The organism is Enterobacter sp. BNK-29 (assembly GCF_048684785.1).
Classification (GTDB): Bacteria; Pseudomonadota; Gammaproteobacteria; order Enterobacterales; family Enterobacteriaceae; genus Enterobacter; species Enterobacter cloacae_M.
In genome coordinates, this window is the sequence record NZ_JBLQTU010000001.1 from 1,383,310 (window position 1) to 1,407,571 (window position 24,262).

29 protein-coding genes and 1 tRNA gene are annotated in these 24,262 nt (G+C 55.7%); 18 read left to right on the plus strand and 12 right to left on the minus strand.

Annotated elements, in window-relative coordinates:
- The first annotated feature begins 52 nt into the window (after positions 1–52).
- Together ACMGGX_RS06465 and ACMGGX_RS06470 are read left to right on the plus strand one after the other, a co-directional pair.
- On the plus strand, positions 53–673 hold the full coding sequence (locus tag ACMGGX_RS06465; RefSeq protein ID WP_024906484.1) for a TIGR04211 family SH3 domain-containing protein: 621 nt from the start codon (positions 53–55) through the stop codon (positions 671–673).
- 60 nt (positions 674–733) lie between these two features.
- Positions 734–1,975 carry a multifunctional CCA addition/repair protein gene (locus ACMGGX_RS06470; RefSeq protein WP_023309213.1) on the plus strand — a complete coding sequence of 414 codons (1,242 nt, stop codon included), beginning with the start codon at positions 734–736 and terminating at the stop codon, positions 1,973–1,975.
- A 10-nt stretch (positions 1,976–1,985) separates the two neighbouring features.
- Here ACMGGX_RS06470 and bacA read toward each other — a convergent pair whose 3' ends face one another.
- Together bacA and folB are read right to left on the minus strand one after the other, a co-directional pair.
- Complete coding sequence (gene bacA, locus ACMGGX_RS06475; protein ID WP_029740687.1) at positions 1,986–2,807, minus strand: undecaprenyl-diphosphate phosphatase; 822 nt, start codon at positions 2,805–2,807, stop codon at positions 1,986–1,988.
- A gap of 106 nt (positions 2,808–2,913) precedes the next feature.
- Positions 2,914–3,282: a bifunctional dihydroneopterin aldolase/7,8-dihydroneopterin epimerase gene (folB, locus tag ACMGGX_RS06480; protein WP_023333447.1), complete on the minus strand. Its 369-nt coding sequence runs from the start codon at positions 3,280–3,282 to the stop codon at positions 2,914–2,916.
- A gap of 107 nt (positions 3,283–3,389) precedes the next feature.
- Between folB and plsY the strand changes: the two genes are divergently transcribed.
- On the plus strand, positions 3,390–4,010 hold the full coding sequence (gene plsY / locus ACMGGX_RS06485) for a glycerol-3-phosphate 1-O-acyltransferase PlsY (protein ID WP_023309216.1): 621 nt from the start codon (positions 3,390–3,392) through the stop codon (positions 4,008–4,010).
- Positions 4,011–4,094: 84 nt separating this feature from the next.
- Positions 4,095–5,561 (plus strand): MFS transporter, encoded by a 1,467-nt coding sequence (locus ACMGGX_RS06490; RefSeq protein ID WP_348561754.1) that lies wholly within the window; start codon positions 4,095–4,097, stop codon positions 5,559–5,561.
- Between the two features lie 40 nt (positions 5,562–5,601).
- Here the strand turns inward: ACMGGX_RS06490 and ACMGGX_RS06495 are convergent, their stop codons facing one another.
- Positions 5,602–6,024 carry a MarR family winged helix-turn-helix transcriptional regulator gene (locus tag ACMGGX_RS06495; RefSeq protein WP_045356087.1) on the minus strand — a complete coding sequence of 141 codons (423 nt, stop codon included), beginning with the start codon at positions 6,022–6,024 and terminating at the stop codon, positions 5,602–5,604.
- A 148-nt stretch (positions 6,025–6,172) separates the two neighbouring features.
- On the opposite strand from ACMGGX_RS06495, the gene ACMGGX_RS06500 reads away from it, so the two are divergent.
- The 9 genes from ACMGGX_RS06500 to ureG all read left to right on the plus strand — a co-directional run bounded on the left by ACMGGX_RS06500 (position 6,173) and on the right by ureG (position 12,811).
- The gene (locus ACMGGX_RS06500; protein WP_420298192.1) at positions 6,173–7,186 is read left to right on the plus strand and encodes an alpha/beta hydrolase; all 1,014 of its coding nucleotides are present in this window, start codon (positions 6,173–6,175) and stop codon (positions 7,184–7,186) included.
- Between the two features lie 145 nt (positions 7,187–7,331).
- Positions 7,332–8,159, plus strand: a complete 828-nt coding sequence (locus ACMGGX_RS06505) for an urease accessory protein UreD (RefSeq protein ID WP_348561752.1) — start codon at positions 7,332–7,334, stop codon at positions 8,157–8,159.
- Between the two features lie 10 nt (positions 8,160–8,169).
- Complete coding sequence (locus ACMGGX_RS06510) at positions 8,170–8,472, plus strand: urease subunit gamma (RefSeq protein WP_348561751.1); 303 nt, start codon at positions 8,170–8,172, stop codon at positions 8,470–8,472.
- 10 nt (positions 8,473–8,482) lie between these two features.
- Entirely contained in the window at positions 8,483–8,797 is a 315-nt protein-coding gene (locus ACMGGX_RS06515) for an urease subunit beta (RefSeq protein WP_023309222.1), read from the plus strand.
- Positions 8,790–10,493 carry an urease subunit alpha gene (gene ureC, locus ACMGGX_RS06520; protein ID WP_420298193.1) on the plus strand — a complete coding sequence of 568 codons (1,704 nt, stop codon included), beginning with the start codon at positions 8,790–8,792 and terminating at the stop codon, positions 10,491–10,493. Before ACMGGX_RS06515 ends, ureC begins: the two co-directional genes overlap by 8 nt.
- Before the next feature lie 9 nt (positions 10,494–10,502).
- Positions 10,503–10,961: an urease accessory protein UreE gene (ureE, locus tag ACMGGX_RS06525; RefSeq protein ID WP_420298748.1), complete on the plus strand. Its 459-nt coding sequence runs from the start codon at positions 10,503–10,505 to the stop codon at positions 10,959–10,961.
- Positions 10,962–10,970: 9 nt separating this feature from the next.
- A complete protein-coding gene (locus ACMGGX_RS06530) occupies positions 10,971–11,510 on the plus strand; it encodes a HupE/UreJ family protein (protein ID WP_063439542.1) in 540 nt (179 codons plus the stop codon).
- Positions 11,510–12,184, plus strand: coding sequence for an urease accessory protein UreF (locus ACMGGX_RS06535; RefSeq protein WP_420298194.1), 675 nt, complete (start codon positions 11,510–11,512; stop codon positions 12,182–12,184). The genes ACMGGX_RS06530 and ACMGGX_RS06535 overlap by 1 nt, the downstream gene beginning before the upstream one ends.
- A gap of 9 nt (positions 12,185–12,193) precedes the next feature.
- Complete coding sequence (gene ureG / locus ACMGGX_RS06540; protein ID WP_014071813.1) at positions 12,194–12,811, plus strand: urease accessory protein UreG; 618 nt, start codon at positions 12,194–12,196, stop codon at positions 12,809–12,811.
- Between the two features lie 46 nt (positions 12,812–12,857).
- Here ureG and tsaD read toward each other — a convergent pair whose 3' ends face one another.
- Positions 12,858–13,871, minus strand: coding sequence for a tRNA (adenosine(37)-N6)-threonylcarbamoyltransferase complex transferase subunit TsaD (tsaD, locus tag ACMGGX_RS06545; protein WP_029741753.1), 1,014 nt, complete (start codon positions 13,869–13,871; stop codon positions 12,858–12,860).
- A 236-nt stretch (positions 13,872–14,107) separates the two neighbouring features.
- Here tsaD and rpsU point away from each other — a divergent pair, with 236 nt between their 5' ends.
- The 3 genes from rpsU to rpoD all read left to right on the plus strand — a co-directional run bounded on the left by rpsU (position 14,108) and on the right by rpoD (position 18,306).
- Entirely contained in the window at positions 14,108–14,323 is a 216-nt protein-coding gene (gene rpsU / locus ACMGGX_RS06550; protein ID WP_001144069.1) for a 30S ribosomal protein S21, read from the plus strand.
- Between the two features lie 115 nt (positions 14,324–14,438).
- Positions 14,439–16,184: a DNA primase gene (dnaG, locus tag ACMGGX_RS06555; protein ID WP_420298195.1), complete on the plus strand. Its 1,746-nt coding sequence runs from the start codon at positions 14,439–14,441 to the stop codon at positions 16,182–16,184.
- A 274-nt stretch (positions 16,185–16,458) separates the two neighbouring features.
- Positions 16,459–18,306 carry an RNA polymerase sigma factor RpoD gene (gene rpoD / locus ACMGGX_RS06560; RefSeq protein ID WP_023309228.1) on the plus strand — a complete coding sequence of 616 codons (1,848 nt, stop codon included), beginning with the start codon at positions 16,459–16,461 and terminating at the stop codon, positions 18,304–18,306.
- 101 nt (positions 18,307–18,407) lie between these two features.
- Here the strand turns inward: rpoD and mug are convergent, their stop codons facing one another.
- Positions 18,408–18,914 (minus strand): G/U mismatch-specific DNA glycosylase, encoded by a 507-nt coding sequence (gene mug, locus ACMGGX_RS06565; RefSeq protein ID WP_348561748.1) that lies wholly within the window; start codon positions 18,912–18,914, stop codon positions 18,408–18,410.
- A gap of 125 nt (positions 18,915–19,039) precedes the next feature.
- Between mug and ACMGGX_RS06570 the strand changes: the two genes are divergently transcribed.
- Positions 19,040–19,115, plus strand: a tRNA-Ile gene (locus ACMGGX_RS06570).
- Between the two features lie 619 nt (positions 19,116–19,734).
- Here ACMGGX_RS06570 and ACMGGX_RS06575 read toward each other — a convergent pair.
- From ACMGGX_RS06575 to ACMGGX_RS06590, 4 genes are all read right to left on the minus strand, one after another.
- Positions 19,735–20,058, minus strand: coding sequence for a hypothetical protein (locus ACMGGX_RS06575; RefSeq protein WP_045404074.1), 324 nt, complete (start codon positions 20,056–20,058; stop codon positions 19,735–19,737).
- Positions 20,059–20,408: 350 nt separating this feature from the next.
- Entirely contained in the window at positions 20,409–20,681 is a 273-nt protein-coding gene (locus ACMGGX_RS06580) for a hypothetical protein (protein ID WP_045404077.1), read from the minus strand.
- Positions 20,665–21,213: a DUF2778 domain-containing protein gene (locus ACMGGX_RS06585; RefSeq protein WP_047173619.1), complete on the minus strand. Its 549-nt coding sequence runs from the start codon at positions 21,211–21,213 to the stop codon at positions 20,665–20,667. The genes ACMGGX_RS06580 and ACMGGX_RS06585 overlap by 17 nt, the downstream gene beginning before the upstream one ends.
- Complete coding sequence (locus ACMGGX_RS06590; RefSeq protein ID WP_126303108.1) at positions 21,213–21,704, minus strand: Hcp family type VI secretion system effector; 492 nt, start codon at positions 21,702–21,704, stop codon at positions 21,213–21,215. Before ACMGGX_RS06590 ends, ACMGGX_RS06585 begins: the two co-directional genes overlap by 1 nt.
- A 325-nt stretch (positions 21,705–22,029) precedes the next feature.
- Here ACMGGX_RS06590 and ACMGGX_RS06595 point away from each other — a divergent pair, with 325 nt between their 5' ends.
- Complete coding sequence (locus tag ACMGGX_RS06595; RefSeq protein WP_420298196.1) at positions 22,030–22,248, plus strand: hypothetical protein; 219 nt, start codon at positions 22,030–22,032, stop codon at positions 22,246–22,248.
- A gap of 126 nt (positions 22,249–22,374) precedes the next feature.
- Here ACMGGX_RS06595 and ACMGGX_RS06600 read toward each other — a convergent pair whose 3' ends face one another.
- The 3 genes from ACMGGX_RS06600 to ACMGGX_RS06610 all read right to left on the minus strand — a co-directional run bounded on the left by ACMGGX_RS06600 (position 22,375) and on the right by ACMGGX_RS06610 (position 24,258).
- A complete protein-coding gene (locus ACMGGX_RS06600; RefSeq protein WP_029741756.1) occupies positions 22,375–22,575 on the minus strand; it encodes an ogr/Delta-like zinc finger family protein in 201 nt (66 codons plus the stop codon).
- 67 nt (positions 22,576–22,642) lie between these two features.
- A complete protein-coding gene (locus tag ACMGGX_RS06605) occupies positions 22,643–23,797 on the minus strand; it encodes a phage late control D family protein (protein WP_420298197.1) in 1,155 nt (384 codons plus the stop codon).
- The gene (locus ACMGGX_RS06610) at positions 23,794–24,258 is read right to left on the minus strand and encodes a phage tail protein (RefSeq protein WP_023309232.1); all 465 of its coding nucleotides are present in this window, start codon (positions 24,256–24,258) and stop codon (positions 23,794–23,796) included. The genes ACMGGX_RS06605 and ACMGGX_RS06610 overlap by 4 nt, the downstream gene beginning before the upstream one ends.
- Between the last annotated feature and the right edge of the window lie 4 nt (positions 24,259–24,262).

Sequence of the window (24,262 nt, forward strand, 5' to 3'; positions counted from 1 at the left end):
GACACTGTTGCCACTACTATCGTTCCACTATTTATGAAAATAACGACTAATGATGCTTAAATTACGCCTGATTGGACTTACTTTACTCGCTTTTAGCGCCGCAACCGCAGTGCACGCTGAAGAGAAGCGTTACGTTTCTGACGAACTGAACACCTGGGTACGCAGTGGCCCCGGAGATAATTATCGCCTCGTGGGCACGGTGAATGCCGGCGAGGAAGTCACCCTGTTACAGACCAACGCGGACACCAACTATGGCCAGGTTCGCGACAGTACCGGCCGTACGTCCTGGATCCCGCTGAAAGAGCTGAGCACCGTGCCAAGCCTGCGCACGCGCGTTCCCGATCTGGAAAACCAGGTGAAGACTCTGACCGATAAGCTGAACAACATCGACGGCACCTGGAACCAGCGCACCGCTGAAATGCAGCAGAAAGTGGCGCAAAGCGACGGGGTGATTAACGGTCTGAAAGAAGAGAACCAGAAACTGAAAAACGAGCTGATTGTCGCGCAGAAGAAGGTGAATGCCGCCAATCTGCAGCTCGACGACAAACAGCGCACCATCATCATGCAGTGGTTCATGTATGGCGGCGGCGTGCTGGGCGTGGGTCTGGTGCTGGGTCTGGTGTTGCCGCATCTGATCCCAAGCCGCAAGCGTAAAGACCGCTGGATGAACTAATTCGTCTTCTCTGCCAGACTTACGTATCATTCTGGAAAAGAGAAAACGGGAGAGTTGGGCGTGAAGAGTTATCTGGTCGGTGGTGCGGTACGTGATGCGTTGTTAGGTCTGCCGGTCAAAGATAAAGACTGGGTGGTGGTTGGCGCCACTCCTGAAGAGATGCTCGACGCGGGCTACCAGCAGGTAGGCCGCGATTTTCCCGTGTTCCTGCACCCGAAAAGCCGTGAAGAGTATGCCCTGGCGCGTACCGAGCGGAAATCGGGCTCGGGCTATACGGGCTTCACCTGCTATGCCGCGCCGGACGTGACGCTGGAGCAAGATCTCCTGCGCCGCGATCTCACCATCAACGCGCTGGCGCAGGACGAGGATGGGCAGATCGTTGACGCCTATGGCGGTCAGGACGATCTGCGCAACCGCCTTTTACGTCACGTTTCCCCGGCGTTTTCTGAAGATCCGCTCCGCGTGCTCCGCGTGGCGCGCTTTGCCGCGCGTTACGCCCATCTCAGCTTCCGTATTGCCGATGAGACAATGGCGCTGATGACCGCTATGACCGAGGCGGGCGAGCTTGAACATCTGACGCCAGAGCGCGTCTGGAAAGAGACGGAAAATGCCCTCACCACGCGCAACCCGCAGGTCTTTTTCCAGGTTCTGCGCGACTGCGGCGCGCTGAAGGTGCTCTTCCCGGAAATAGACGCGCTGTTTGGGGTACCTGCCCCGGCAAAATGGCACCCGGAAATTGATACCGGCGTACACACGCTGATGACGCTCAGCATGGCGGCCATGCTCAGCCCTGACGTGGACGTGCGCTTTTCCACCCTGTGCCACGATCTCGGCAAAGGCCTAACGCCAAAAGAATTCTGGCCTCGCCACCACGGGCATGGCCCGGCAGGGGTGAAGCTGGTCGAGGGGCTGTGCCAGCGTCTGCGCGTGCCGAACGAAATCCGCGATCTGGCGAAACTGGTCGCGGAGTTCCACGATCTGATCCACACCTTCCCGATCCTGAAACCGGCCACCATCGTTAAGCTTTTCGATAACATCGACGCCTGGCGCAAACCCCAGCGCGTAGAGCAAATCGCGCTCACCAGCGAAGCTGACGTGCGCGGTCGTACCGGTTTTGAAGCGTGCGATTACCCGCAGGGACGTTTACTGCGTAAAGCCTGGGACGTAGCGAAAGCGGTGCCCACGAAGGACGTTGTCGAAGCAGGATTCAAAGGACCGGAAATTCGCGAAGAACTCACGAAACGGCGAATTCAGGCGGTGTCGGACTGGAAGGAAAAGCATTGCCCTCAGCCGAAAGACTGAGGGCCATCGGTCAGAAGAAGACCACGTACACCGCAGCCGCCACGATAAAGCGATAGATCGCGAACGGAATAAACGAGATACGCTTAATCAACTGCAGGAAGGTTTTGATGGCAATCAGCGCCACGATAAAGGCGGTGATGAAGCCAACGGCGAACATCGGAATATCGCCAGCCGTCAGGAAGTGATAGCTCTTATAGACGTCGAGTACGGTGGCGCCCATCATCATCGGCACCGCCAGCAGGAACGAGAACTCTGACGCGGCGTAACGGCTTACGCCCATCAGCATCCCGCCGGAGATGGTAGCGCCTGAACGCGAGAAGCCCGGCCACAGCGCCAGACACTGGAAGCAGCCAATAATAAACGCCTGACGATACGTCATATCGTCCAGACCTTCCGCGCGCGGCGTTTTTGGCTTCAGCACTTCCGCGGCGATCAGCAGTAAGCCCCCCACCACCAGCGCGTACATTACGTTAATCGGGTTAAACAGAGATTTGATGGCGTCGTGGAACACCAGGCCCAGCACCACCGCAGGGATCATCCCGAGCAGAATATGGATCAGTGACAGACGACCTTTACCGGCCCCCTCGTGCTGAGGCGGACGGCCAAAATGGATGCCGATCAGGCCAAACAGGCGGCGCCAGAACATCACGACCACCGCCAGAATAGACCCCAGCTGGATCACCACTTCAAACGTTTTTGCGGTATCGCCTTCAAAGCCCAGCAGATGGCCAACGATAATCATATGGCCCGTACTGGAGACCGGCAAAAACTCCGTCAATCCTTCGACCACACCCAGTATTGCCGCCACCAGCAGCGAGTGCATATCGCTCATCTATAAACCCCTAAAAAAGATATAAAAAAACGGTGCCCCATACGGACAACCGATAAGATACAGTCCTGAGACCGGCATAACCTAAAATGGTTTAGCAATTATGACGTTAATTCTTGCCTTTCAGATTTGTGCCACGCTCAATAATGACGCCAACGTTGGCGGCGCGCGCCACCGCTCCCGGCTTGCTCAGCTTGATGCGCACCCACGGTGAGTTGAATTTTTTCAACAGCAATTCTGCGACTTCTTCCGCCACCCGTTCGACCAGCGCAAAACGCTGCCCTTCAACGTGGGCGATGACCGTTTCACTGATATCGGCATAGCTCAGACAGTCGTTCACGTCATCGCTTTTTGCCGATTTGCGGTTATCCCATCCCATTTCGATATCGAACACCAGTTTCTGCTCGATGGTCTGTTCCCAGTCGTAAACACCAATTGTGGTGATTACCGAAAGTTGCTCTATAAATACAATATCCATCACGACCTGCCTGCTTTTTGGCTAAACCGGATACCACTTCCGGCGAATTATGCGTATTATCCACAGATGTTGAGAATACAGATACATTTTCAAAACGGAACAGCGTTATGAGTGCAATCGCGCCTGGAATGATCCTCCTCGCCTATCTTTGCGGCTCAATCTCCAGCGCCATTCTGGTCTGCCGCATTGCCGGGTTACCTGACCCGCGTGAAAATGGTTCCGGGAATCCGGGGGCGACCAACGTACTACGAATTGGCGGCAAGGGAGCAGCCGTAGCGGTTTTGATTTTTGATGTTCTGAAAGGGATGCTGCCCGTCTGGGGCGCCTATGCGCTGGGCGTCACGCCGTTCTGGCTGGGGCTCATTGCTATTGCCGCCTGCGTCGGCCACATCTGGCCCGTATTTTTCGGCTTTAAAGGCGGTAAAGGTGTGGCGACCGCCTTTGGTGCCATTGCGCCCATCGGCTGGGACTTAACCGGCGTCATGGCCGGGACCTGGCTTCTGACCATTCTTCTGAGCGGCTATTCGTCGCTGGGCGCTATCGTCAGCGCGCTGATCGCTCCGTTCTACGTCTGGTGGTTCAAACCCCAGTTCACCTTCCCGGTGTCGATGCTCTCCTGTCTTATCCTGCTGCGTCATCACGACAATATCCAGCGCCTGTGGCGTCGTCAGGAGACCAAAATCTGGACGAAGCTCAAGAGAAAGAAAAAAGACGCTCCGAAGGGTTAGTTATGCCTTATAGCCAAATGTGATTTTGGTCACCTTCTGCCTGTGGTAACTGTTAGGGACACAACACAACCACATAAGAAGAAAATGGCTGAAATCACAGAATCAACTCCCCTTTCAACGGCAGGTATTCCCCCTGATGGCGACATCCAGTGGGTGCGCAGCGCTTCGGATGTATCACGCCTCGTTAATGACGGTTCTCAGGGCCGGGCAAACGCCCGTATCGTGGTCGGTATCGCGCTGGGCGGCATTTTTCTCGATGCCTACGATCTGGGCGCGCTGGCGTTCGGCATTAAAGACATCACCCGCGAATTTAGCCTGACGCCCGCCGGTACCGGCATGGTGGCCTCGGCCATTACCTTTGGTGCCATCGTCGGGGCGCTGCTTGGCGGCTATCTCACGGATAAAATCGGGCGCTACCGCGTTTTTATGGCGGATATGGTGTTCTTCGTGGTGGCGGCGATCGCCTGTGCGCTGGCCCCGAACGAATATGTTCTCGCAGGCGCCCGCTTTGTGATGGGGCTGGGGGTTGGGATCGACCTTCCCGTGGCGATGGCGTTTTTAAGCGAGTTCGCCAGGCTAAAAGGGCCCGGAAATAAGGCTTCCAGCGTCGCGATGTGGTGCCCCACCTGGTATGCCGCCATCAGCATCTCCTACCTGCTGGTGCTTTTCTTCTACGCCGTGCTGCCGGAGAGCCACAGCGACTGGCTGTGGCGTTTGATTCTCGGCTTTGGCGCGGTACCCGCGCTGGTGATTATCGCCATTCGCAGCCGCTATATGAGCGAATCTCCGGTCTGGGCGGCGAATCAGGGCAACCTGAAAGAGGCTGCGTCAATTTTACGCCAGTCGTATAACATCAATGCCCACGTGCCGCAGGACGCGCTCGGCCAGCCCGCACCCGTCGTGAATAAAGCGAAATGGTCAAACTATCTGAACCTGTTCCGCGGCATCTACTTGCGTCGCACGACGCTCGCCACGCTGCTTTCCGTCGTCTCGTCGTTTGCCTATAACGCCGTGGCGTTTGGCCTGCCGGTGATCATCTCCAGTTTCTTTGTCCAGTCGATGCTCACCACCATACTCATTTCTCTGGTGCTTAACCTGCTGTTTGCCTTCGTCGGCGGACTGCTGGCGGTACGCTACGTGCCGCGCTTCGGCGCCTGGCGGATGTCGCTTGCGGGTTATGCCTGCCAGCTTGTGGCGCTGCTGGGTCTGGCGCTGATTGGCCGCCCCGAAGGCACCTCTGAAGGGGTGCTCGCGGTCGCGATGCTGGCGCTATTCCTGTTCGGTCAGGGCTTCGGCCCGGGCGCGCATACCATGACGTTTGCCTCGCTGAGCTACCCGACCTCGCTGCGCGGCGTGGGCGTTGGTCTCAACCAGACGCTGATGCGCAGCAGTTCCACGCTGTCGCTGTTTCTATTCCCGCTGCTGGTCGCCTCGCTGGATACCGCCGTGTTCTGGGTGATTGCGCTGGCGCCGTTTATCGGCCTGGCGTCGCTGCTGGCGATCCGCTGGGAGCCGTCCGGATATGATGTGGATGCGGAGGACTACCGGTAACGACACATTACTTCGGTGGGTTCACCCCACCGAAGGGTTATTACAAATCGTCGAGCAGCGTTCGGGAGAGTTTTTTTAGCGTCTCAAGCTCATCGTCATTCATCCGCATGCTGCAGCGAATCTGATCCGGCAATGCCATCACCCGTTTCTTCAGGTCTTTGGCCTTGTCGGTCAGTACAACATTTTTCATCCTTTCATCACCCACAACCGCGATACGGTTGAGGAATCCTTTTGCCTCAAGCTTTTGTACAAGCGGGGTCAATGTGCCCGAATCAAAAAACGTCTTATCGCTGAGATCGCGAAGTGGGATGTTGTCTTTCTCATAAAGCGCCATCAAAACAACGAATTGCGGATAGGTCAGATCCATCTCTTGCAGTAAGGGGCGATACTGGCGAACAAACGCGTTGGTGACCGAGTACAGCGAGAAGCAAAGTAAATCGTCTAGCGTTTTGTTTTCTTTCATTTTTCTATCAACTCCAAATCGGTTGCCTAAAAAAAATTATAAATAATGTTTGACTAAAAGTATCTTGCGCGCAAGTATTACAACAACAACTAAGTAGCGCACTATTTAGTTATCTCATCCGATCAAATACGCTTAAAGAGGCATTACCATGAAAACACTAACCGCCATCCTGGTTTCTTCCGTCTTCGCGTCAGCCGCTGCATCCGCTCAAACCACCAATACCCCAACCCCGACCGCAGGCGTACAGGCATTTCTTAATGTTTTGAATTCCGGCAAGGGTAAGCCAATGGAACAGATGACCCCGCAGGAGGCCCGCCAGGTACTGATTGGCGCGCAGCAAGGCGCAAAACTGCCGCCCGCTCAGGTTTCTGAAAAAACGATCCAGGTAAATGGCCAGGCGATCAAACTGAAAATAGTGAAACCTGAAAACGCCAGCGGCACGCTCCCCGCCTTTATGTTCTTTCACGGCGGCGGTTGGGTGCTGGGTGACTTCCCTACCCACGAACGTTTAATCCGCGATCTTGTTCGCGCTTCTGGTGCCGCTGCGGTTTACGTCGATTACACCCCGTCACCTGAGGCCCATTTCCCGGTAGCAATTAATCAGGCCTATGAAGCGACAAAATGGGTCGCCGAGCACGGTCAGGAAATTGGCGTGGACGGTAGCCGTCTGGGTCTGGTGGGTAACAGCGTGGGCGGCAATATGGTGGCTTCGGTGGCGCTGCAGGTCAAACAGTTCAATGGGCCAAAGATTCGCTACAACGTCATGCTCTGGCCAGTTACCGATGCGAACTTTGATACTGCCTCGTATAACCAGTTCGAAAATGGCTATTTCCTGTCGAAAAACATGATGAAATGGTTCTGGGATAACTACACCACCAGCGCTGCCGATCGCAACAATATCCTTGCCTCTCCGCTTCGCGCCAGCACCGCGCAGTTGAAAGGCTTCCCCGAGACGCTGATCCAGACAGCGGAGCTGGACGTTCTGCGGGATGAAGGTGAAGCATTCGGGCGTAAACTGGATACGGCTGGCGTCCCGGTGACCGTCACGCGCTATAACGGCATGATCCACGACTACGGCCTGCTTAACCCGCTGAGCCAGGAGCCAACGGTGAAAGTTGCCCTTGAGCAGGCAGGTGCAGCGTTGCATGAGCACCTGAAATAGTCTCGTCATTGCTTATACAGAGCACGGCCCAGGCCGTGCTTTTGTATTTCTCCTTCCTGGCCATCCATAAGCGACTCATATGACAGCCTTCATTTCCGCCAGGGCATACTGAAACGTATCCCGATGGTGTGGAAATGGATGCAGCATGTTAGCAGCTCAGGTCACTGATAATACGTATAAAGGCTGGCAGGCGTCGCTTGCCCTGCAGTTTTGTCACACCCCTGAGAAAACCCTCCTGTACTCCGCCCACCACGTCGGGCCGCTCACCGTTCAACGCCCGTTTTACCCCGAAGGGGAAACCTGCCACCTTTACCTGCTGCACCCGCCAGGCGGGATTGTGGGCGGCGATACGCTGGACATTTCCGTTCGGCTGGACGCCAAAAGCCATGCGCTTATCACGATGCCCGGCGCCAGCAAGTTCTATCGCAGCTGCGGCCCGCAGGCGCGTCTGAACCAGCATTTTTACCTCGAGGAAGATTCCACCCTGGAGTGGCTGCCGCAGGACACCATTATTTTTCCCGGAGCGAATGCCGCGCTGCGCTCCGTCTTCCACCTGAAGGCCTCCAGCACGCTGCTGGCGTGGGAGCTGTACTGCCTGGGGCGCCCGGTGATCGGTGAGACATTCAGCCACGGCGCGCTGGAGAGCCGCCTGGAGGTGTGGGTAGATGACGAGCCGCGCCTGATCGAGCGTCAGCATCTTAGCGACGGCGATCTCACGCCCGTCGCCGGGCATCCGTGGCTCGGCACGCTGCTGTACTATCCGGCCAAAGAAGAACATCTCGACGCGGTGCGCGAACGGCTCGCGCCGCTGGAAAATTATGCAGGTGCAACGCTCGCTGACGATCTGCTGTCGGTGCGTTTTCTCTCCCACGACAACCTGATTTGCCAGCGGGTGATGCGCGACATCTGGCAGTCGCTTCGCCCGCTTCTCACCACCAAAAATGCCTGTTCGCCGCGTATCTGGCAGACATAAGAGAAACGTTATGGAACTGACCCCCAGAGAAAAAGACAAGCTGTTGCTGTTCACCGCCGCGCTGGTTGCCGAACGCCGCCTCGCGCGCGGGGTAAAGCTCAATTACCCGGAATCGGTCGCGCTGATCAGCGCCTTCATTATGGAGGGCGCGCGCGATGGCGAAACCGTCGCCTCGCTGATGGAGGCGGGCCGCCACGTCCTGAGGCGCGACCAGGTAATGGAGGGCGTCCCGGAGATGATCCTGGATATTCAGGTCGAAGCCACCTTCCCGGACGGATCGAAGCTCGTCACCGTCCACAACCCAATCGTCTAAGGAGCGCGTGATGATCCCAGGTGAATACCAGATCCAGCCCGGAACGATTGCCCTCAACGTCGGGCGTGAAACCCAACGCGTGGTTGTCGAAAATCACGGCGACAGGCCGATCCAGGTCGGATCGCACTACCACTTTTACGAGGTCAACCCGGCGCTGAAGTTCGATCGGGAAGCCACCAAAGGCTTTAGACTGAACATCCCGGCAGGCACCGCCGTGCGCTTCGAGCCCGGCCAGAAGCGGGAAGTGACGCTGGTTCAGGTCACGGGGGCGCAGCGCATTTTCGGCTTTCGCGGCGAGGTGATGGGCGAGGTGAACCATGGCTGAGATTTCACGCCAGGCGTATGCCGATATGTTCGGCCCCACCACCGGAGATAAAGTGCGGCTGGCCGACAGCGAGCTGTGGATCGAAGTGGAAGACGATCTCACGGTCTACGGCGAAGAGGTCAAGTTCGGCGGCGGAAAGGTGATCCGCGACGGCATGGGCCAGGGGCAGATGACCGCAGACGGCTGCGTGGATCTGGTTCTCACCAACGCGCTGATCGTCGATCACTGGGGGATCGTAAAAGCCGATATCGGCGTCAAGGACGGACGGATCTTCGCCGTCGGCAAAGCCGGGAACCCGGACATTCAGCCCGGCGTGACGATCCCCATTGGCGCGGCAACGGAAGTCATTGCCGCCGAGGGGAAGATCGTCACCGCCGGCGGGATCGACACCCACATCCACTGGATCTGCCCGCAGCAGGCGGAAGAGGCGCTGGTCTCCGGCGTCACCACCATGATCGGCGGCGGCACCGGACCGGCGGCGGGCACCAACGCCACCACCTGCACGCCGGGACCGTGGTATATCGCCCGCATGCTGCAGGCTGCCGATACGCTGCCGGTGAATATTGGCCTGCTCGGCAAAGGTAACGGCTCCAGCCCGGACGCCCTGCGCGAGCAGATTGCCGCAGGCGCCATCGGGCTGAAGATCCACGAAGACTGGGGCGCGACGCCCGCCGCCATCAACTGCTCGCTGGAGGTGGCTGACGAGATGGATATTCAGGTGGCGCTGCACAGCGACACGCTGAATGAATCCGGGTTTGTCGAAGACACGCTGGCGGCCATCGCCGGGCGCACCATCCACACCTTCCACACCGAAGGCGCGGGCGGCGGTCACGCGCCGGATATCATCACCGCCTGCGCGCACCCGAATATTCTGCCCTCCTCCACCAACCCGACCTTACCCTACACGGTCAATACCATCGACGAGCATCTCGACATGCTGATGGTCTGCCACCACCTCGACCCGGATATCGCCGAGGACGTGGCGTTTGCCGAATCCCGCATTCGTTGTGAAACCATCGCCGCGGAAGACGTGCTGCACGACATCGGCGCGTTCTCGCTCACCTCATCAGATTCGCAGGCCATGGGCCGCGTCGGGGAAGTGATTATCCGCACCTGGCAGGTGGCGCACCGCATGAAGGTCCAGCGCGGCGCGCTGCCGGACGAGACCGGCGAGAACGACAATTTCCGCGTAAAGCGCTACGTCGCTAAATACACCATTAACCCGGCGCTCACCCACGGCATCGCCCACGAAGTCGGTTCGATTGAGGCGGGCAAGCTGGCGGATCTGGTGGTCTGGTCTCCGGCGTTCTTCGGCGTCAAACCCGCCACCATCGTCAAGGGCGGGATGATCGCCTGCGCGCCAATGGGCGATATCAACGCCTCGATCCCTACGCCTCAGCCGGTGCATTACCGCCCGATGTTTGGCGCGCTGGGCGCCGCGCGCCACGCTACCCGACTGACGTTTATCTCGCAGGCCGCCAGTGCGAACGGCATCCCGCAGCAGCTCAACCTGCAGAGCGCTACCGCGGTGGTGAAAGGCTGCCGGACGGTGAAAAAAGCGGACATGATCCACAACGGCCTGCAGCCGAATATCACCGTCGACTCGCAAACCTACGAGGTGCGCGTCGACGGTGAACTGATAACCAGCGAACCGGCTGACGTTCTGCCGATGGCGCAACGCTATTTCCTGTTTTGAGGAGTGATGATGATCTATTTAACCCAACGCCTGGACCACGCGCATCCGATTACCGCCAGCGTCACGCTGCCGATTGACGTGCGGGTGAAAAGCCGCGCCCGCGTAGCGCTGAACGACGGCCGCGAAGCCGGACTGATGCTGCCGCGCGGCCTGCTGCTGCGCGGGGGCGACCTGCTGACTACCGACGACGGCAGGGAGGTCATCGAAGTGATCGCCGCCCCGGAGTCAGTTTCCGTGGTGCGCTGCGCCGATCCGTTCCTGCTCGCCCGCGCCTGCTACCACCTGGGCAACCGCCACGTGCCGCTGCAAATCATGCCCGGCGAGCTGCGCTATCACCACGACCACGTTCTCGACGACATGCTGCGCCAGTTCGGGCTGGACGTGACCTACGCCAGCCTGCCGTTTGAACCGGAAGCGGGCGCTTATACCAGCGATGCCCACAGTCACTCTCACGCTCATTCACATTAAGGATCAATCATGCGTAAGTATTTACCTCTGCTGCTTCTGGCCTTTTCCGTTCCGGCGCTCGCCCATCCCGGCCACGGTACCGACAGCTTTCAGGCCGGTTTTCTCCATCCGCTGACCGGGCTCGATCACCTGCTGATGCTGACCGGCGCGGGCGTGCTCTCGGCCCTGAGCGGCCGCAAACTCCTGCTGCCGTTTGCCACCCTCGGGATGATGCTTGTCGGCGCCATTGCGGGCAGCCTGCTCGGCGGCTTCAGCGGCATGGAGATGCTGATTATCGCCTCGCTGGCGGTATCCGGCGTGATGATGTTTAAAACCGAAAAACGTCTGCTGTTGGCGGTACCTGCCCTGGCGATGTTCCACGGCTGGGCGCACGGCGTGGAGATGTCCGGCCACAGCTTCTGGCTCTTCACCAGCGGCTTTATGCTCGCCAGCGCCACGGTGCTGTGCGCCAGCTTTGCCGCAGGGCTGCTGCTGCGCCGTCACGACGGCCTGCGTAAAACCTTCGGCGGCGGGCTGATCGTCTCTGCCCTGCTGGCGCTGATGAGCTGATGGAGCACGCCCGCCAGAGGCTGCGCCTGATGCAGCTCTCCAGCAGCAGCCTGCCGGTCGGGTCGTTTACCTGGTCGCAGGGGCTGGAGTGGGCCGTTGAGGCAGGCTGGGTCACCGACGCCGACGCGTTCAAACGCTGGCAAATCCAGCAGATGGAGCAGAGCTTTTTCTGCGTCGATCTGCCGCTGTTTATCCGTCTTTATCAGGCCTGTGAGCAACGCTCTCTTACAAAAGCAAAACGCTGGACGGCATACCTTCTCGCCTGCCGGGAAACGCGCGAGCTGCGCGAAGAGGAGCGCAACCGTGGGGCGGCGTTTACGCGGCTGATTAAAAGCTGGGAACCTGACTGTCCGCCCGAATGGCTGCCGCTGTTTATGCAAAGCCAGCTCTGCGGCATGGCCTGGCTCGGCGTGCGCTGGGGCATTAGCGCGCGCGAGCTGGCGCTGAGCCTCGGCTACAGCTGGATGGAGAGCGCGGTGATGGCGGGCGTCAAGCTGGTGCCGTTTGGGCAACAGGCCGCGCAGCAGCTGATTATCGAACTGGGCGACCATTACGCCGCCGGGCTTGAACAGGCATTTTTGCGTAACGACGACGCGCTGGGGGCAGCAACGCCGCTGTCCGCCATCGCCTCCGCGCGCCACGAAACCCAATATTCACGACTATTCCGTTCCTGAGGAGTCAACATGGCTGATTACAAACATCCCCTGCGCGTGGGCGTGGGCGGCCCGGTAGGGTCGGGCAAAACCGCGCTGCTGGAAGCGCTCTGCAAGGCGATGCGCGATACCTATCATCTTGCGGTGGTCACTAACGATATCTACACCAAAGAGGATCAGCGCATCCTCACCGAGGCGGGCGCGCTGGAGCCGGAGCGCATCGTGGGCGTGGAGACGGGCGGCTGCCCGCATACCGCCATTCGTGAAGATGCGTCGATGAACCTGGCGGCGGTAGAGGCGCTAAGCGAGAAGTTCGGCAATCTGGATCTGATCTTCGTTGAAAGCGGCGGAGACAACCTGAGCGCGACCTTCAGCCCGGAGCTAGCGGATCTGACCATTTACGTGATCGACGTGGCCGAAGGGGAAAAAATCCCGCGCAAGGGCGGGCCGGGGATCACCAAATCCGATTTTCTGGTGATCAATAAAACCGACCTCGCGCCGTACGTCGGCGCGTCGCTGGAGGTGATGGAGCGCGATACCAACCGCATGCGCGGCGAGCGTCCGTGGACCTTTACCAACCTGAAGGCGGGTGACGGATTAGCGACAATTATTGCGTTTCTGGAAGAGAAAGGGATGCTGCGGGTGTAGTCAAACGATCCCCTCTCCCTGTGGGGAGAGGGTTAGGGTGAGGCGATTACGCCTCCGGCAGTTCCGCCAGCGGCCAGCGAGGACGCACGGACACGCTCAGATCGGACGTTGCGCCCGCGTTCAGGCGCACCATTCCCGCGTAAGCGATCATCGCGCCGTTGTCGGTGCAGAATTCCGGACGGGCATAGAACACTTCCCCGCGACGCTTTTGCATCATCTCGGCGAGCTTCGCGCGCAGCGTGCGGTTGGCGCTCACGCCGCCCGCCATCACCAGACGCTTAAAGCCGGTCTGATCCAGCGCGCGCTTACACTTGATCATCAGGGTGTCCACCACCGCATCTTCGAACGCGCGGGCGATATCGGCGCGGGTCTGCTCGCTGTCATCGTTATTACGAATCGTATTCGCCGCGAAGGTTTTCAGCCCGGAGAAGCTGAAATCCAGCCCCGGACGGTCGGTCATCGGACGCGGGAAGACGAAGCGCCCTTCCGTCCCCTGCGACGCCATTTTTGACAGCATCGGGCCGCCCGGATAATCCAGACCCAGCAGCTTGGCGGTTTTATCGAACGCTTCACCGGCGGCGTCGTCGATCGACTCGCCCAGCAGCTCGTACTTGCCAATGCCCGTTACGCTAATCAGCTGCGTATGGCCGCCGGAAACCAGCAGCGCCACAAACGGGAACTCAGGCGGATTCTCTTCCAGCATCGGCGCCAGAAGGTGCCCTTCCATATGGTGAACCGGGATCGCCGGCACATCCCACGCAAACGCCAGCGAACGACCCACCGTCGCGCCAACCAGCAGCGCGCCGACCAGACCCGGGCCTGCGGTATAGGCCACGGCGTCGATATCGTTTGAACTCAACCCGGCCTCTTTCAGCGCCGCCTGAATCAGGGGAACCGTTTTACGCACGTGGTCACGAGAGGCCAGTTCAGGTACGACGCCGCCGTAGTCAGCGTGCAATTTCACCTGACTATACAGCTGGTTGGCCAGAAGCCCTTTTTCGTCGTCGTAAATGGCGATGCCGGTTTCATCGCAGGATGTTTCAATACCCAGTACACGCATGACTTGTTTTACCTCGTTTCAATACCGCGCAGTGTAGAGCCTGGGCGGGTTGATGTAAAACTTTGTTCGCCCCAGGAAGAAGGCTCGTGTATACTCCTCACCCTTATTAAAGTCCCTTTCAAAATCGCATCGGTGCTTTACAAAGCAGCAGCATTTGCAGTAAAATTCCGCACCATTTTGAAATAAGCTGGCGTTGATGCCAGCGGCAAACCGAATTTATTAAAGGTGAGAGTTACATGCCGGTAATTAAAGTACGTGAAAACGAGCCGTTCGACGTAGCACTGCGTCGCTTCAAACGTTCATGCGAGAAAGCAGGTGTTCTGGCTGAAGTTCGTCGTCGTGAGTTTTATGAAAAACCAACGACCGAACGTAAGCGCGCTAAAGCTTCCGCTGTGAAACGTCACGCGAAGAAACTGGCTCGCGAAAACGCACGCCGTACTCGTCTGTACTAATTGGTTGAGGGCCTCAGCCCTCAATTGACAGACAGAGTAATAGTCGTAAGGCCGTGCTTCCGGAAGGAATGCGCGGCTTGTTTTCGTTTATAAGTCGCTTAAAATTTTGGGGCATATGGCCGGAAGAATCCCACGCGTTTTCATCAATGACCTGCTTGCCAGAACCGACATCGTCGATCTCATCGACGCGCGGGTAAAGCTAAAAAAGCAGGGCAAGAACTACCATGCGTGCTGTCCGTTCCATAACGAAAAAACCCCCTCCTTCACCGTAAACGGTGAAAAGCAGTTCTACCATTGCTTCGGCTGTGGCGCGCACGGTAATGCCGTCGATTTTTTAATGAACTACGACAAGCTCGAGTTCGTTGAAACCGTCGAAGAGCTGGCGGCGATGCATAACCTTGAAGTGCCGTATGAAGCAGGCAGTGGGCCAAGTCAGATCGAGCGCCATCAACGGCAAACGCTGTATCAACTGATGGATGGCCTGAATTCGTTTTACCAACAGTCTCTTAAGCAATCTGCGGCTGAGCCTGCGCGTCAGTATCTGAACAAGCGCGGACTGAGCGACGATGTCATTGCGCGTTTCGCTATTGGTTACGCCCCGCCCGGCTGGGACAACGTGTTAAAGCGTTTTGGCGGCAATAGCGAAGATCGTAAGTCTCTCATCGATGCAGGCATGCTGGTCACCAACGACCAGGGACGAAGCTACGACCGCTTCCGCGAACGGGTGATGTTCCCGATCCGCGACAAGCGTGGCCGGGTAATTGGTTTTGGTGGTCGCGTGCTGGGTGATGCCCTGCCGAAATACCTCAACTCCCCGGAAACCGATATTTTCCATAAGGGCCGCCAGCTGTACGGCCTTTATGAGGCGCAGCAGAATAATGCGGAACCTCCGCGTCTTCTGGTCGTCGAAGGCTATATGGACGTCGTGGCCCTGGCGCAGTACGACATTAACTACGCGGTTGCGTCGTTAGGCACGTCCACCACCGCCGATCATATTCAACTGCTGTTCAGGGTGACCAACAACGTCATCTGCTGTTACGACGGTGACCGCGCAGGGCGCGACGCCGCCTGGCGCGCGCTGGAAACCGCGCTGCCGTATATGACCGACGGGCGTCAGCTACGCTTTATGTTTCTGCCCGACGGCGAAGACCCGGATACGCTGGTGCGTAAAGAGGGCAAAGCGGCGTTTGAAGCGCGGATGGAGCAGGCTCAGCCGCTCTCCACGTTTTTGTTTAACAGCCTGATGCCGCAGGTCGATTTGAGTACCCCTGACGGGCGCGCGCAGCTCAGCACGCTGGCGCTGCCGTTAATCAGCCAGGTGCCCGGCGAAACGCTGCGCATCTATCTGCGTCAGGAGTTAGGCAACAAGCTCGGCATTCTGGATGACAGCCAGCTTGAACGTTTAATGCCTAAACAGGCTGAAAACGGTGCGGTTCGCTCCGCGCCTCAGCTAAAACGCACAACCATGCGTATACTGATAGGGTTGCTGGTCCAAAACCCCGAGCTCGCACCGCAGGTGCCGTCGCTGGCGGGTTTAAACCACGAGAAATTGCCCGGGCTTGGCTTATTTTCAGAACTGGTCAACACGTGTTTGTCTCAGCCAGGTCTGACCACCGGACAACTTTTAGAGCATTATCGCGGCACAAAAGAGGCCGCTACCCTTGAAAAATTGTCGATGTGGGACGATATAGCAGATAAGGACATTGCAGAAAAAACGTTCACCGACTCACTCAATCATATGTTTGATTCGATGCTTGAGCTGCGCCAGGAAGAGTTGATAGCTCGCGAGCGCACACACGGTTTAAGCAGCGAAGAACGCCGGGAGCTCTGGATGATTAACCAGGAACTGGCAAGAAAATAAGTGAAAGACAAAATCATTCGCGTTGTATCAAGGCAGCAAGCGAACGAATTCCTGGGAGTGTACATAAGTACATGACCAGGATGAGAGAACGCAGCTAACGCAGAGACAACGTGAAGGATGAAGTATTTAACGGCTTAAGTGCCGAATATCGATCGGGAAGCCCCCGGCAGCCGCACTGAGAGGCAGCGGCAAAAATATAAGTACGCCCTCGCTTTAAAGGTTGGCAGCCCCATCGCCGACACCAATCAAACGAATTAAGTGTGGATACCGTCTTATGGAGCAAAACCCGCAGTCACAGCTGAAACTTCTTGTCCAACGTGGTAAGGAGCAAGGCTATCTGACCTATGCCGAGGTCAATGACCATCTGCCGGAAGATATCGTCGATTCAGATCAAATCGAAGATATCATCCAAATGATCAATGACATGGGCATTCAGGTGATGGAAGAAGCACCGGATGCCGATGATCTGTTGCTGGCTGAAACCTCCAACAACACTGACGAAGATGCGGAAGAAGCTGCTGCACAGGTACTGTCCAGCGTGGAATCTGAAATCGGGCGTACCACTGACCCGGTCCGCATGTACATGCGCGAAATGGGTACCGTTGAACTGTTGACCCGCGAAGGCGAAATTGACATCGCAAAACGCATCGAAGACGGGATCAACCAGGTTCAGTGCTCTGTCGCCGAGTACCCGGAAGCGATCACCTATCTGCTGGAGCAGTACGATCGCGTTGAAGCGGAAGAAGCGCGCCTGTCTGACCTGATCACCGGTTTTGTCGACCCGAACGCCGAAGAAGATATGGCGCCTACCGCCACTCACGTCGGTTCTGAACTGTCTCAGGAAGAGATGGATGATGACGAAGACGAAGATGAGGAAGAGAGCGACGACGACACCGCGGACGATGACAACAGCATCGACCCGGAGCTGGCGCGTGAGAAGTTTGCCGAGCTGCGTACCCAGTACGAAGTGACGCGCGACACCATCAAAGCGAAAGGCCGCAGCCATGCCGCCGCACAGGAAGAGATCCTGAAGCTGTCTGAGGTATTCAAACAGTTCCGCCTGGTGCCAAAACAGTTCGACTACCTGGTGAACAGCATGCGCGTGATGATGGATCGCGTACGCACCCAGGAACGCATCATCATGAAGCTGTGCGTTGAGCAGTGCAAAATGCCGAAGAAGAACTTCATCACCCTCTTCACCGGCAACGAAACCAGCGAAACCTGGTTCAACGCGGCTATCGCGATGAACAAGCCGTGGTCTGAAAAACTGCACGACGTGAAGGACGACGTACATCGCGGCCTGCAGAAACTGCATCAGATTGAAGAAGAGACCGGCCTGACCATCGAGCAGGTTAAAGACATCAACCGTCGTATGTCCATCGGCGAAGCGAAAGCCCGCCGTGCGAAGAAAGAGATGGTTGAAGCGAACCTGCGTCTGGTTATCTCTATCGCCAAGAAATACACCAACCGTGGTCTGCAGTTCCTGGATCTGATTCAGGAAGGCAACATCGGTCTGATGAAAGCGGTAGATAAGTTTGAATACCGTCGTGGTTACAAGTTCTCCACCTACGCAACCTGGTGGATCCGTCAGGCTATCACCCGCTCTATCGCGGATCAGGCGCGCACCATCCGTATTCCGGTGCATATGATTGAGACCATCAACAAGCTCAACCGTATCTCCCGCCAGATGCTGCAGGAGATGGGCCGCGAGCCGACGCCGGAAGAGCTGGCCGAGCGCATGCTGATGCCGGAAGACAAGATCCGTAAAGTGCTGAAGATCGCCAAAGAGCCAATCTCCATGGAAACACCAATCGGTGATGATGAAGATTCGCATCTGGGTGATTTCATCGAGGATACCACCCTCGAGCTGCCGCTGGACTCTGCCACCACCGAGAGCCTGCGCGCTGCGACGCACGACGTTCTGGCCGGCCTGACCGCCCGTGAAGCGAAAGTCCTGCGTATGCGTTTCGGTATTGATATGAACACCGACCACACGCTGGAAGAAGTGGGTAAACAGTTCGACGTTACCCGCGAACGTATCCGTCAGATCGAAGCGAAGGCGCTGCGCAAGCTGCGTCATCCAAGCCGCTCTGAAGTGCTGCGTAGCTTCCTGGACGATTAATCGGTCCTGACAGTGAAAAAGCTCCCAATCGGGAGCTTTTTTTTATTTATTCCCTCTCCCTGTGGGAGAGGGCCAGGGTCAGGGCATCAGGCCGCAGAGGATTACAGCCCCCGCACCATCAGCGCCTCATCCAGCTCCCGATAGGCCTCCACCAGCTTATCCAGCGTCGCCCTGTTGAGCCCGCTCGGGTTCGGCAGCACCCATACCTGCGTCACGCCAATCATGATGCTCTGCTTGCCCCACTGCGTTCCACGCTGGCTAAACGCCTGCTCGTAGGCCTGCTTGCCGAGGATCGCCAGCGCGGCCGGCTGAAAATCCTCTATCTTCTTGATCAGCTCCCGCCCGCCGCTGCGCAGCTCATGCAGGTTGACCTCGCTCGCCTGTACCGTAGGCCGCTCGACCAGCATGGTGATCCCACAGCGCGTGTCCAGCAGATGCTGTTCCTCTTCAGGCTTGAGTAGCCTGTCGGTAAACCCGGCCTGGTAGATCACCTTCCAGAAGCGATTGCCCGGATGGGCAAAGTGAAAACCGGTGTGCGCCGAGGACTTTCCCGGGTTGATTCCGCAGAACACCACCCGCAGGCCAGGGGCCAGAATATCGTTGATCATCTTTACTCCCGCTCGATACATCGTCAGGGAAGTATAAAGGATTGATTATGCGTTGTTTATAAAAACAGCAGGCAGGTGTGAATGGCTGGATTGCTGCGGGGAGTTACTTTATAATTCACCGCCACGGCCCCTTAGCTCAGTGGTTAGAGCAGGCGACTCATAATCGCTTGGTCGCTGGTTCAAGTCCAGCAGGGGCCACCAGATACAGCAAGGGCTGACGAGATATCGTTGGCCCTTTTGCTTTTTTGGGGATATGCCGGGATATTCCGCAAAGGGAAGCATGGTTAACTATCGTGACTACGTGCCGTTAAAAAGATAAACTTTCTAACCACACTCAACGAAGGGATAAAGCATGAGCCCACGGCGCCCAACACCTCAGGAATTATACTTTCAGTCTACTGAAAGGCAGCAGGAACGTGAAAGATACAATGAGTTTCTAACCTCTCGGGGTTATGAAAATAGCCCTGATAGCGCTCACCTGTACACAATGAGCAGGGGCTATACCGGCATGAAAGCAAGGGACACTATAATCATGCTGGCGGGTGAACTGCCTTACATGTATGACTAATAAAGTTAATGGCCCTTTTTATCACATCACCTCATTTTTTTATTTTCGCGGGTGTAAAAATTTGATGAAGCGGGCCGTTCCGCAAAACAAAAGCCTCAGGGATTGATCTTCCACCTCCTATCGATGGGTATGCAGCAAAATAAACGATACAGAAAAGCTAAATATACATCTGTATATTTAGCTTTTCTGTTACGAGTCTAATGATGGTGGTAGTTCAATAGCGAGGTTCCAGATGGTCAGTATGGGAACGTGTCAGGAATGGTTATAAAGCGTAAATGATCTGTCCAGCCAGATAACGTAAAAGGTAGCATTACGCTTGTAACCCACCATAGGTGCCTTACTGCAAAATCGAAATGCCATAAGTTCTACGTCTTCGGTTACATTGGCAGGAATAGCTGCTTTGAATGAGCTACGGGAGATTTTTTCGTATCCGAGCTTATGCCGGTCCTGCTGGCGGATATCCGCCAATGAAAGTTGACTCAACCGGAAAAGCTTATCAGTTAACGCTGCCTTTTCCTTTTGCTCATAGCAATCAACGCAAAAACCATTTTTGAAAATCACAAAACGAAAATTCATGAGGTTTACCGTAAGAAAACAAGCCTGACAGGCATGCCAGCTGCACTATCGCCCTGCAAGCAGGGTGGAGCACAATATGCTGGTAGTTTCCAAAATGATTAAATGTAAGCTGTGCAGTTCGCAGCTCCCCGAATGCGAATACGTTTTTTACGACGCAATCAACAAATAAAACAACCATTTACAGATATCAGGATTGAAGCGAAAAACCGGAAACTGCTAATTGCGTACTTTTAACGGAGTACTTAACTGCGAATTCGTAAAATTAACTCCCCAAAAAAAGCCCCTACGCGGGGCGTTTGTTAGTTGCTGGTGGTGGGCCTGCTATAACCCGTCAGAACTGCACAACTCTTTTATGAATTGCGCGCTAATAAGACAAGCTTTTCCCCGCTAAAAACGATCACAGCGGCTACCAGCGCATTAAACATGATGTACATCGTGAAATAATTATCCTCAACACGGTCTGGGTAAGGTTCCAGTTTCTCTGTCGGGATGTAATTCATGAGATTCGTGACGGTATATTTCATGCTGTCGGCCAGCGGGTCGAATACCCCTGAGAGCATCAGCGCAAACGTGATAGTCAGAAACATCAGCAGGCGTAACGACCACTTAGCGGAGCGTGACATCGCAACTCCCTGAGGCATTACCAATCACCGTAATATCACCATAAGCCCAGAGTTTATCCCCCTGCAGAATCCGGTGCCGGTGAGCCTTCAACAGAGCAGCACGTACTATGTAAAAATCACGCGAAAGAAAGAAGGTGATGCAGCCCTCACTGATGCCAGAACCATCTGGACGCGGTGGATGCAGGCGAAAATGACCCCGCTGATAGTGATGCGAACTGTCAACGTCAAAGGTCATGTAGTCATCCACTACACCGTCTTTGCGGAACAGGGCAAACCAGTCGTAGTAGTTATTTCCGGTAAATGCGTGTTTGAACCATGTCTGGCTGTGAGAAAATAATCCACCAGACGGACGATCTACAATCCAGTAACTCCCTGGAGGGACGGTGGCATTTGTCATGTACGAACATTCAGGTTTGTTGGCGAGATCGCCCAGCCCGGAAAACACCGGAAATGAACCTACCCCGCCCACATCCAAACGGGCTACGCGCCCCTCGTCGTAAAGATGGTTAAAATCAACCCGGCAACTGATCATCAGGCCACCACTCGCTGGTTCCATGAGTCTGTGTAAGAAATATTCCCGTCGAGATATAGCCAGGTAATGCTTTCATACGCCAGCGACACGGATTCAGTAGGGTTATTCATTTGACCGCCAGTGTTTTTAAAATTGTGCATCACTGGCGTGACAGCCACCACTTTGACGTTTTTCAAAATAACGTGCATGAATTCTTCCTCTACGCCTGCGTCATTAATCCGATACCATTTAATGATTGCCTGCTGGAGTGTCTCGCCCTGACAGACGGCACGATTCAGGTAAGGTGTAGCCTTATCGAGCTCTTTGGTAAAACTTAACTGGTCATGCACACGCGTCCCCGTAAGTTTCCCAAAAGTATTATCGTAAGGGATATGCACGCCGTGGTTAAAGCTCTGCATTTCAATAGCACCTTCACGCAGTAGAACATTGCTACTCCCTTGAATCAGGGTTCCAGTAGAGTTATAAAGCCAAATATATGCGGGAACAGCCATTTTATTAATTCCATTTAGTTGAGAAATTAACAAAACCTTACAGCCACTATTTTTATCAAAATGTAATTTTTTATAACGATTGAAACCCCGATAAAATATTTATATAAATAAAAAAAGCCAATAAATATGCTGAATATTTTAAAGTTGAAAAGGTTGGAGTTTTTTAAAGTCAGACTTTCGACTTTTTTACGCGGTCATATTCTACCTGGTCAGAAAATTGTGCTTTCACCTGCTTCATTGCTTACAGACATTCGACAGCATGCTGGCGATCTTCTGAGGTGATTTCGCCGCACGGCTTACTATTCAGAGCGTAAAGCACCGCACAGTGGCCGCCAGCGCCAGCAGCATCGGGAAAGGGGGTTATGTCGTCGATTATGCCCACGGCGAGTGGACGGGGTTTGTCAGATTGAACGCCTGCGGCCATTGTTCAGCTAGGCTGATCAAGCCACCGGCGGCGACTGATTTTATTTTTTCTCTGCTGTCTGGTGGTTTCCTGTTTCACCTGGAGATCAAGCCATTTATCTCCGAGACTGAGCCTGATTAATTTTTCTGTTCACAGATTAATTCCCCTGGTGAAAATTCTTTCAGCAGGGGCCACCAAATTTTGGTTTTAGAATCATATGATTAAGCCACTCGATTGAGTGGCTTTTTTATTGGTTTTTTTGAGCAGCTAACCGTGGTTCAGCGAAGCCGTTCGGACACGCTCAGAGGCGCCCGGGGTCGCGATCAGGCGCTCCACGGACTCCATCGTCACGAACGTACAGCTGCAGTCCACATTGGTGCACTGGTGATAGCGCTCTTTGGTATTTTCACTTAGATAGCGACTGGTACGCGCATGCGCAGAGTGCTTGCACTTAGGACAATGAAACATGTACCCCTCCACTTGATTCACATTTTGTGAATCAATAATACCCAAAATAAAACCAATAGCAACTACATTACTCACTATCAACAGTAAATTTTTCGTCGCTGACGTTCAGCTCAAGCTTAAGCTGCGTGGTAAATCCGCTATCGTTGAGGGTATGCACCACCTCGCTGATGATCCACGCCTGCTCGTCAATGACGCGTTTAAAACCGTTTACCAGCACCGGCGTTTCGGGGAACAGATCGGCGCGTCCCAGGGCAAGCTGGATGGAAAACTCTACGGTTCCCCGCTGAAGCGCGCGCCACTTAGCCTCTGCGGCCCTGAGCGCCTGCTCTTCAGAGGCATAAACCGTGGTGAGCTCAAATACGTTCTCCGCCGATCCCACCAGCCTCTCTTGCGGTTTCTGCTCCTTGCCTGCTGCTCCCGCTACCGGTGCGGCGGCATCCGGGTGCTGCAGTGCTTCTGTCTGCTGCCCTCCGGACTGACGATTAATACTCAATTGAGGATTTTGTTGTTTGGGGTCACGCGTTTGCAGCCATTTGGCCGTTACGCCGGAATAATTTTCACGGTCAGTTATGGAAAAAAGGTGCTTATCGCCATCCCCACGCTCAATCATCATTAAGGAAAGCGGAGTGCCGCTGGCCGTCACGGCCTGGCCCGCTTTCATAAAGATAATCTTCCCGGCTTTGATTGAAACAAATGCTCCATTACGTTCAGCAAGGCGGGAGAGGAAGGCCGCGTCTGTCTCCTGAGACTGGTCAATATGAGAGATGGCGATGAATGCAAGCCCCGACGCGACGCTGGCGGTCAACTGGTTACGCTGAGCGATGGTATCGACTATCGCGCCAATCGTCGTGTCATGCCACGACTGTTCGCGCCGCACGTTTAGCTTTCCACGAAAATCTGCGCTGAATCCCTGGATGGTCAGCGTGTCCGGCGCGCCCCGGAAATGAATCGCATCAATCGTAAAGTCCCCTTTCTCCTCGAGCGGGGTTCCCTCCCATCCCAGCCATAAGGACAGCCTTGCCCCCCGGGCAGGCAAGTCCAGCAGCCCGTCGGAATCATCCAGCAGAATATCCAGCTGATCGGCTTCCAGCCCCCGTTTGTCGGTCATGGTCAGGCTGATAAGACGATGGCTGAAATTTTGCGTGATATCACGATCGTCAAGCTTAAGCATAAAATCAGGGGCGATTTTTCCACCCGCCCGGATATTCATTTCGGTGATCATCCCACCAGCCCTCCAATGCTATTCCGTGCGCTTTCCACCAGCTCTGAGGCCTGCGTTCGCAGGTCGCCAAACGTCGTCATCAGCGATTCGTCCACGCGTTTTAGCGACAGGGTAAACTCAATTTTTCGGGCGGTACCGTCACTGTAAAAATCCGAATGCGTGTGCGTGACTTTCTCAATGACAAACATGCCGTGAATGATGCCGGTACCGTCTATCAACGGCCATGCCCGCCCCTCATTTGCCATCAGCTCAACCGCCTTGAGGGAAAGCCGCCCTCCCGTGAGTTCCGGGTAAAGTAAGCCGGAGAGGCTAAAGGATGTCTCACCTTCGCCAAGGTACTGCCAGGCTTTGGGTTTCCCGATGCGAGCGCTGGATGCCCAGCGGTAGTCTTTTGTGAATATCATTGACTGATACGGTAAGGTTCGTCGTTCAAAGACAAACAGCCCCAGCACCATTAACATTTTC

Excerpts from the sequence above, each read along its gene's own strand:
- ACMGGX_RS06465 (WP_024906484.1), top strand. The coding sequence starts at position 53 with ATGCTTAAATTACGCCTGATTGGACTTACTTTACTCGCTTTTAGCGCC.
- bacA (WP_029740687.1), bottom strand. The coding sequence starts at position 2,807 with ATGAGCGATATGCACTCGCTGCTGGTGGCGGCAATACTGGGTGTGGTC.
- folB (WP_023333447.1), bottom strand. The coding sequence starts at position 3,282 with ATGGATATTGTATTTATAGAGCAACTTTCGGTAATCACCACAATTGGT.
- plsY (WP_023309216.1), top strand. The coding sequence starts at position 3,390 with ATGAGTGCAATCGCGCCTGGAATGATCCTCCTCGCCTATCTTTGCGGC.
- ACMGGX_RS06490 (WP_348561754.1), top strand. The coding sequence starts at position 4,095 with ATGGCTGAAATCACAGAATCAACTCCCCTTTCAACGGCAGGTATTCCC.
- ACMGGX_RS06495 (WP_045356087.1), bottom strand. The coding sequence starts at position 6,024 with ATGAAAGAAAACAAAACGCTAGACGATTTACTTTGCTTCTCGCTGTAC.
- ACMGGX_RS06500 (WP_420298192.1), top strand. The coding sequence starts at position 6,173 with ATGAAAACACTAACCGCCATCCTGGTTTCTTCCGTCTTCGCGTCAGCC.
- ACMGGX_RS06505 (WP_348561752.1), top strand. The coding sequence starts at position 7,332 with ATGTTAGCAGCTCAGGTCACTGATAATACGTATAAAGGCTGGCAGGCG.
- ACMGGX_RS06510 (WP_348561751.1), top strand. The coding sequence starts at position 8,170 with ATGGAACTGACCCCCAGAGAAAAAGACAAGCTGTTGCTGTTCACCGCC.
- ACMGGX_RS06515 (WP_023309222.1), top strand. The coding sequence starts at position 8,483 with ATGATCCCAGGTGAATACCAGATCCAGCCCGGAACGATTGCCCTCAAC.
- ureC (WP_420298193.1), top strand. The coding sequence starts at position 8,790 with ATGGCTGAGATTTCACGCCAGGCGTATGCCGATATGTTCGGCCCCACC.
- ureE (WP_420298748.1), top strand. The coding sequence starts at position 10,503 with ATGATCTATTTAACCCAACGCCTGGACCACGCGCATCCGATTACCGCC.
- ACMGGX_RS06530 (WP_063439542.1), top strand. The coding sequence starts at position 10,971 with ATGCGTAAGTATTTACCTCTGCTGCTTCTGGCCTTTTCCGTTCCGGCG.
- ACMGGX_RS06535 (WP_420298194.1), top strand. The coding sequence starts at position 11,510 with ATGGAGCACGCCCGCCAGAGGCTGCGCCTGATGCAGCTCTCCAGCAGC.
- ureG (WP_014071813.1), top strand. The coding sequence starts at position 12,194 with ATGGCTGATTACAAACATCCCCTGCGCGTGGGCGTGGGCGGCCCGGTA.
- tsaD (WP_029741753.1), bottom strand. The coding sequence starts at position 13,871 with ATGCGTGTACTGGGTATTGAAACATCCTGCGATGAAACCGGCATCGCC.
- rpsU (WP_001144069.1), top strand. The coding sequence starts at position 14,108 with ATGCCGGTAATTAAAGTACGTGAAAACGAGCCGTTCGACGTAGCACTG.
- dnaG (WP_420298195.1), top strand. The coding sequence starts at position 14,439 with ATGGCCGGAAGAATCCCACGCGTTTTCATCAATGACCTGCTTGCCAGA.
- rpoD (WP_023309228.1), top strand. The coding sequence starts at position 16,459 with ATGGAGCAAAACCCGCAGTCACAGCTGAAACTTCTTGTCCAACGTGGT.
- mug (WP_348561748.1), bottom strand. The coding sequence starts at position 18,914 with ATGATCAACGATATTCTGGCCCCTGGCCTGCGGGTGGTGTTCTGCGGA.
- ACMGGX_RS06575 (WP_045404074.1), bottom strand. The coding sequence starts at position 20,058 with ATGAATTTTCGTTTTGTGATTTTCAAAAATGGTTTTTGCGTTGATTGC.
- ACMGGX_RS06580 (WP_045404077.1), bottom strand. The coding sequence starts at position 20,681 with ATGTCACGCTCCGCTAAGTGGTCGTTACGCCTGCTGATGTTTCTGACT.
- ACMGGX_RS06585 (WP_047173619.1), bottom strand. The coding sequence starts at position 21,213 with ATGATCAGTTGCCGGGTTGATTTTAACCATCTTTACGACGAGGGGCGC.
- ACMGGX_RS06590 (WP_126303108.1), bottom strand. The coding sequence starts at position 21,704 with ATGGCTGTTCCCGCATATATTTGGCTTTATAACTCTACTGGAACCCTG.
- ACMGGX_RS06600 (WP_029741756.1), bottom strand. The coding sequence starts at position 22,575 with ATGTTTCATTGTCCTAAGTGCAAGCACTCTGCGCATGCGCGTACCAGT.
- ACMGGX_RS06605 (WP_420298197.1), bottom strand. The coding sequence starts at position 23,797 with ATGATCACCGAAATGAATATCCGGGCGGGTGGAAAAATCGCCCCTGAT.
- ACMGGX_RS06610 (WP_023309232.1), bottom strand. The coding sequence starts at position 24,258 with ATGTTAATGGTGCTGGGGCTGTTTGTCTTTGAACGACGAACCTTACCG.